The sequence below is a fragment of the Bradyrhizobium sp. AT1 genome, assembly GCF_001590795.1.
GTDB lineage: Bacteria > Pseudomonadota > Alphaproteobacteria > Rhizobiales > Xanthobacteraceae > Bradyrhizobium.
This window is the reverse complement of record NZ_JXDL01000001.1, coordinates 4893481-4898980: the sequence shown is the minus strand read 5'-3', so window position 1 is coordinate 4898980 and position 5500 is coordinate 4893481. Positions and strand designations below refer to the sequence as shown.

Below are 5500 nucleotides of genomic sequence, written 5' to 3'. Positions count from 1 at the left end.
GGAGTGGTCGCACCCAGACCCATCTGGACGGCGAGGTCCGCGGCGGCCGGACGTGTGACGTCGAATTCGCCACCTTCCCGGTAAATCTCGAGCTCGGCCAGCACCTGGTCCGCAGCGCCGCCCAGCGCAGGACGTCCCTGCGGCCGCCCTCGGGATGCCGGAGGATGGTATAAGACGCTGTTTTATCTGATGAATCGAGCTTGCTGAGGGCGAAGGCCGGACGCGAACGGTCGGCCACGCTCCAGCCCGGCTTGTCCGCCGGCTCGTCGCCGCGCAGATCGGGCAGCTGGCCGAGCGCCGCAAGGCCCAGGATGGCAAACAAGGCGAGCGTCCCCACATAGGCGAACAGGCGCGCCAGCGTGCCGACGACTTCGTCGGCGAAGGCTGCAAGCGTCAGATGGAGCTGGGTGGGGCTAACGGCCGTGCTGGCCTCAGGCGACTGCATCCACGGCCTTCAGGCAGGGTCCAACGTTGTCTTGCGGCCGGTTCTCGCATAGAAGCGCTGCTCTTCCTGTTTAAGCGTCAGCTTCAGGAACGGGCTTTTTCATCGGAGAGTGAACGATGGGTTACAAAGTCGCAGTTGTCGGCGCGACCGGCAATGTCGGACGGGAAATGCTCAACATCCTGGATGAGCGCAAATTCCCCGCGGACGAGGTCGTGGCCCTGGCGTCGCGCCGCAGCATCGGCGTCGAGGTCTCCTACGGCGACCGCACCCTGAAGTGCAAGGCGCTCGAGCACTTTGATTTCTCCGATGTCGACATCTGCCTGATGTCGGCGGGAGGCTCGGTGTCGAAGGAATGGTCGCCGAAGATCGGCGCCGCCGGCGCTGTCGTGATCGACAATTCCTCGGCCTGGCGCATGGACCCGGACGTGCCGCTGATCGTGCCCGAGGTGAACGCGGCCGCGGCCGAAGGCTTCAAGACGAAGAACATCATCGCCAATCCGAACTGCTCGACCGCGCAGCTCGTCGTCGCGCTGAAGCCTTTGCACGACAAGGCGACCATCAAGCGCGTCGTGGTCTCGACCTATCAATCGGTGTCGGGCGCCGGCAAGGACGCGATGGACGAATTGTTCTCGCAGACCAAGGCCGTCTACACCAACAGCGAGATCGTCAATAAGAAGTTTCCCGCGCGCATCGCCTTCAACGTCATCCCCCAGATCGACGTCTTCATGGAGGACGGCTACACCAAGGAAGAGTGGAAGATGATGGCGGAGACCAAGAAGATCCTTGATCCCCGGATCAAGCTCTCCGCCACCTGCGTGCGCGTGCCGGTCTTCGTCGGCCATTCCGAGGCGGTCAACATCGAGTTCGAGAATCCGATCAGCGCCGACGAAGCGCGCGACATCCTGCGCAAGGCGCCCGGCTGCCTCGTCATCGACAAGCACGAGCCCGGCGGCTACGCCACGCCGTATGAAGCAGCCGGCGAGGACGCGACCTACATCAGCCGCATCCGCGAGGACGCGACGGTCGAGAACGGCCTCGTGCTGTGGTGCGTGTCGGACAATTTGCGCAAGGGCGCCGCGCTGAATGCGATCCAGATCGCGGAAGTCCTGATTAACCGCAAGCTGATCAGCGCGAAGAAGAAGGCGGCGTAAGAAGCTGCCGTAGGGTGGGTTAGCCTTGCGATTGCGCGAAGCGCAATTCGCTGGGCGTAACCCACCACTTCTGCCACTGCGGAATGAGAAGAGGTGGGTTACGCCTGCGGCTAACCCACCCTACGAATCTACATCACGCTCCGCGCGTTCTTGAATTCCTTGCTCGTCTTGTCCAGCACGAACAGCGATCCCTCTGCGACGCCGAAATAGGCGCCGTGGGTCTGCATCTGGCCGGCGTCCACGGCCTTGCGCACGAACGGGAACGTCATCAGGTTTTCGAGGCTGCGGAACACCGCGGCCTTCTCGATGCGCTCGACGAACTGCGCCATGCTCTCGTGGTCGCGCTGCTCGACCACCTCGCCGGGCTTGATGAACATCTGCATCCATTTGCCGATGAAGTCGCCGGGCGTCAGCGGCTCGATCTTGTCGACGAAGGCGCGGATGCCGCCGCATTGCGCGTGGCCGAGCACAACGATGTGCTTCACCTTCAGCACCGTCACGGCATATTCCAACGCCGCCGAGACGCCATGCGCGTTGCCGTCGGGCTGATACACCGGCACCAGATTGGCGATGTTGCGGACCACGAACAATTCGCCGGGGCCGACGTCGAAGATGACCTCGGGCGAGACGCGGCTGTCGCAACAGCCGATCACCATCACTTCCGGGAACTGTCCCTTCACCGACAGTTCGCGATAACGGGTCTGCTCGGTCGGCAGCCGCTGGGTGGCGAAGGCCTGGTAGCCTTCCAGCAAATGCTTCGGGAATGTCATCATGGCCTATGCCTAATCATATACCGCTGGGGTGAACAAGCCTTTCGAATGGGCAGGCCAGGTGCTATCGCCTCCGGTCAAGAACCCGCCCAGGGAAACCGGAAGGAACGCTTGCATGACCCGCCCGCGCCGCAGCCATTTGTTCATGCCCGGCTCAAACCCCCGCGCGCTGGAAAAGGCGCGCAATCTCGCCGCCGACGGCTTGATCCTCGATCTCGAGGACTCCGTGGCGCCCGACGCCAAGGCGGCGGCCCGCGACGGCATCGCCGCTGCGATCGCGGCCAAGGGTTTTGGCAGGCGCGAGATCTTGATCCGCACCAACGGCCTCGATACGCCCTGGTGGGCCGATGACGTCGCGATGGCCGCCAAGGCTTCGCCTGATGGCATTCTGGTTCCAAAAGTTTCAAGCGTCGAAGATCTCGATACGATCAGCTTCCGTCTCATCGAGCTCGGCGCAGCGCCGACGGTGAAGGTCTGGGCCATGATCGAGACCGCGCGCGCGGTGCTGCATGCCGAGGAACTGGCCGAGGCCGGGCGCGATCCGTCGCGGCGGCTCTCGGGCTTCGTGTTCGGCCCCAACGACATCTCGCGCGAGACCCGGATCAGGATGCTGCCCGGCCGCGCCGCGATGATCCCGATGATCACGCATTGCATCCTGGCGACGCGCGCCCATGGTCTCGAAATTCTCGACGGCCCCTACAGCGACATCGCCAACCCCGATGGCTTCGCCACCGAATGCGCGCAGGGCCGCGATCTCGGTTTCGACGGCAAGACGCTGATCCACCCCTCGCAAATCGACGCCTGCAACGCGATCTTCACGCCCCCCGAAGAAGAAGTCGCGCGCGCGCGAAAAATCATCGCGGCGTTCGAACTCCCGGAAAACGCCTCGCGCGGCGCCATCCGCCTCGACGGCGCCATGGTCGAACGCCTGCACGCCGACATGGCGCGCCGCACGATCGCCATCGCGGATGCGATCGCGGCGATGAGCAAGGGCTGATCAGCAAGAGGTCGTCGGTCCGCTTCAGCTTCGCGGATCGAGCCCGACCAGTTTCTTGAACCGTTCGACGGCGGCATGGCCGAGATCGCTCCAGTACTCCGATGACAGCGGACCATGCTGGCGGCACGGGTTCACTCCGGCGAGACCGACGAGGATCGGGTCTATTGCATCGTGAGCCGTGAAGGTCTGCGCGCCGATGAGCTTTTGCGCGCAGACGGTGCCGACAAGGGCATCGCCGCGGAGCGTGGTCCCGAGGCTCACGTCCCACATGCGGGCGGTCCCGTCCGCGGATGCGGTCAGCACGCGCCTGCCGTCGGGACTGAAGACGGCCATGTTCAGGCCACGGCCGTGGCCGTCGATCTGACGAAGCGTTTGGCCGCTTGCGGCATCCCAGATCTGCGCGGTGTGGTCATTCGAGGCCGTGACGATGCGCAATCCGTCCGGGCTGAACGCGGCGCTCGACACCAAGGTGGTGTGGCCGTTGAGCTCGTTCAGCATCTCGCCGGTCTCGACGTTCCAGACCCGGGCAAGGCCGCTGGACTCGGCGGTGACGAGGCGTTTGCCGTCGGGACTCAAGGCCGTGCTCCACACCGACGCGCCGCCGGGGCTCGTGATGTCTCGCACCAACGCTCCGGTCGCGCTGTCCCAGACGCGCGCGTGGTCTTTGGTTCGATCGGCAATGCGCCGGCCGTCGGCGCTGACAGCGGGAGAGCCATAGCTGCCGTCGTTGTTCTTCAGTTCGCGCACCCGCTTGCCGCCGAGTGCGTCCCAGATCGCCGCGTGCTTGCTGAAGATGAGGACGACATGCGTGTTGGTGCCGTCGGCGACAAACCGCGCACCAAAGATGCCGTTGTCGTTGCGTACCTCGCCGCGGGGCTGACCTGTCGCGGCATCCCAGATGCGGACGATATTCTCGGACAACGTCAGGATGAGCGCATCGTCGGGGCTGAAGGCTGCCTGGTCGACCTGGCTGTTGTGGGGCAGCTCGCGGATCATCGACCCATTGGCGGCGTCCCAGATGCGGGCCGTGTTGTCGGCCGATGCCGTGATCACGCGTGAGCCGGTCGAGTCGAAGGCGGCCGCCATGACAGGGCCGCCATGACGGAGCGGCCGCGATCCCTCCGACACGTCCCATATGCGCAGTGTGCGGTCGAGCGAACCGCTGACGATGCGACCGTCGGTGCCGACTGCGATGCTCGTGACGTCATCGGCATGTCCCCTGAACTCGCGCAACAGCTCACCGCTGGCAATATCCCACAATCGCACGGTCTTGTCCGCTGACGCCGTGATGAGGGTTGATCCGTCCGCGCTGAACGCGACAGCCTTGACCTCGGCATCATGGCGCGGGAATTCTCCGACGAGCCTGCCGGTGGCTGTCTCCCACACGCGCGCGACCCGGTCGCCCGCGCCGGTGGCGACTTGCGTCCCGTCCGGGCTGAACGCGACGGCACGAATGAAGTCCTTGTGTCCAGTCACCTCGCGCAGCATCGTGCCGTTATCGGTATCCCAGATCTGGGCTGTTTCCATTCCGGTGATGATGGCTCGCGTGCCGTCGCTGCTGATCGCCGCGTTCACGACATAGCGGGCCTTATCCTTGAACTCCTTGATGACCTTGCGGCTGGCGAGGTCCCACAGCTGGGCTTGCCCGAATCCCTTGACGACCAGGGCCCGTGTCCCGTCGGTGCTGAACGCCACGCCGGCGAGCGGGCGCGCGATGAAGTTGATGTTGGTGGCAATCTTGATTTCGCCCAATGGCGCGCCGCTGACGGCGTCCCACGAACGTGCAACGCCGATAGCGGTATTCGATGAGGTCGTGAGGACCCGCCTGCCGTCGGGACTGAATGCGACATGACTGACCCCGCCGTCATGCTTGAGCACGTGCAGCAGCTCGCCGCTTCGCGCGTCCCACACCCGGGCCGTTCGATCCGACGAGCCGCTGACGATGCGCGTGCCGTCGGCGCTGATGGCGACGCTGTTGACCGCATCCATGTGTCCTGACAGCACGCGTTGCAGCCGGCTGAGCTGTGCCGCGCCGGCGAGCTTCGCCTCGAGTCCCCCGACCTCGCGGGTCGACCAGCCCAGCGCCACCGGTGAACGGCCCGGCGGCGGCAGACCGCGCACCGCGATCCGCATCGCC

At 65.1% G+C, this 5500-nt stretch carries 4 protein-coding genes and 1 pseudogene; 2 read left to right on the top strand and 3 right to left on the bottom strand.

Annotated features, from left to right (window positions below; all coding sequences use genetic code 11):
• Positions 1-445, bottom strand: a pseudogene (locus tag SE92_RS37185) (hypothetical protein); the annotation flags it as partial.
• Positions 446-561: 116 nt separating this feature from the next.
• On the opposite strand from SE92_RS37185, the gene SE92_RS22725 reads away from it, so the two are divergent.
• On the top strand, positions 562-1596 hold the full coding sequence (locus SE92_RS22725; RefSeq protein WP_063198527.1) for an aspartate-semialdehyde dehydrogenase: 1035 nt from the start codon (positions 562-564) through the stop codon (positions 1594-1596).
• A gap of 128 nt (positions 1597-1724) precedes the next feature.
• Here SE92_RS22725 and SE92_RS22720 read toward each other — a convergent pair whose 3' ends face one another.
• Complete coding sequence (locus SE92_RS22720; protein ID WP_063198526.1) at positions 1725-2369, bottom strand: carbonic anhydrase; 645 nt, start codon at positions 2367-2369, stop codon at positions 1725-1727.
• A gap of 112 nt (positions 2370-2481) precedes the next feature.
• Here SE92_RS22720 and SE92_RS22715 point away from each other — a divergent pair, with 112 nt between their 5' ends.
• Positions 2482-3363, top strand: a complete 882-nt coding sequence (locus SE92_RS22715) for an HpcH/HpaI aldolase/citrate lyase family protein (protein WP_063198525.1) — start codon at positions 2482-2484, stop codon at positions 3361-3363.
• A 24-nt stretch (positions 3364-3387) separates the two neighbouring features.
• On the opposite strand, the gene SE92_RS36785 is transcribed toward SE92_RS22715, so the two are convergent.
• A partial coding sequence (locus SE92_RS36785; RefSeq protein ID WP_210183125.1) for a WD40 repeat domain-containing protein occupies positions 3388-5500 on the bottom strand: 2113 nt, incomplete at its 5' end.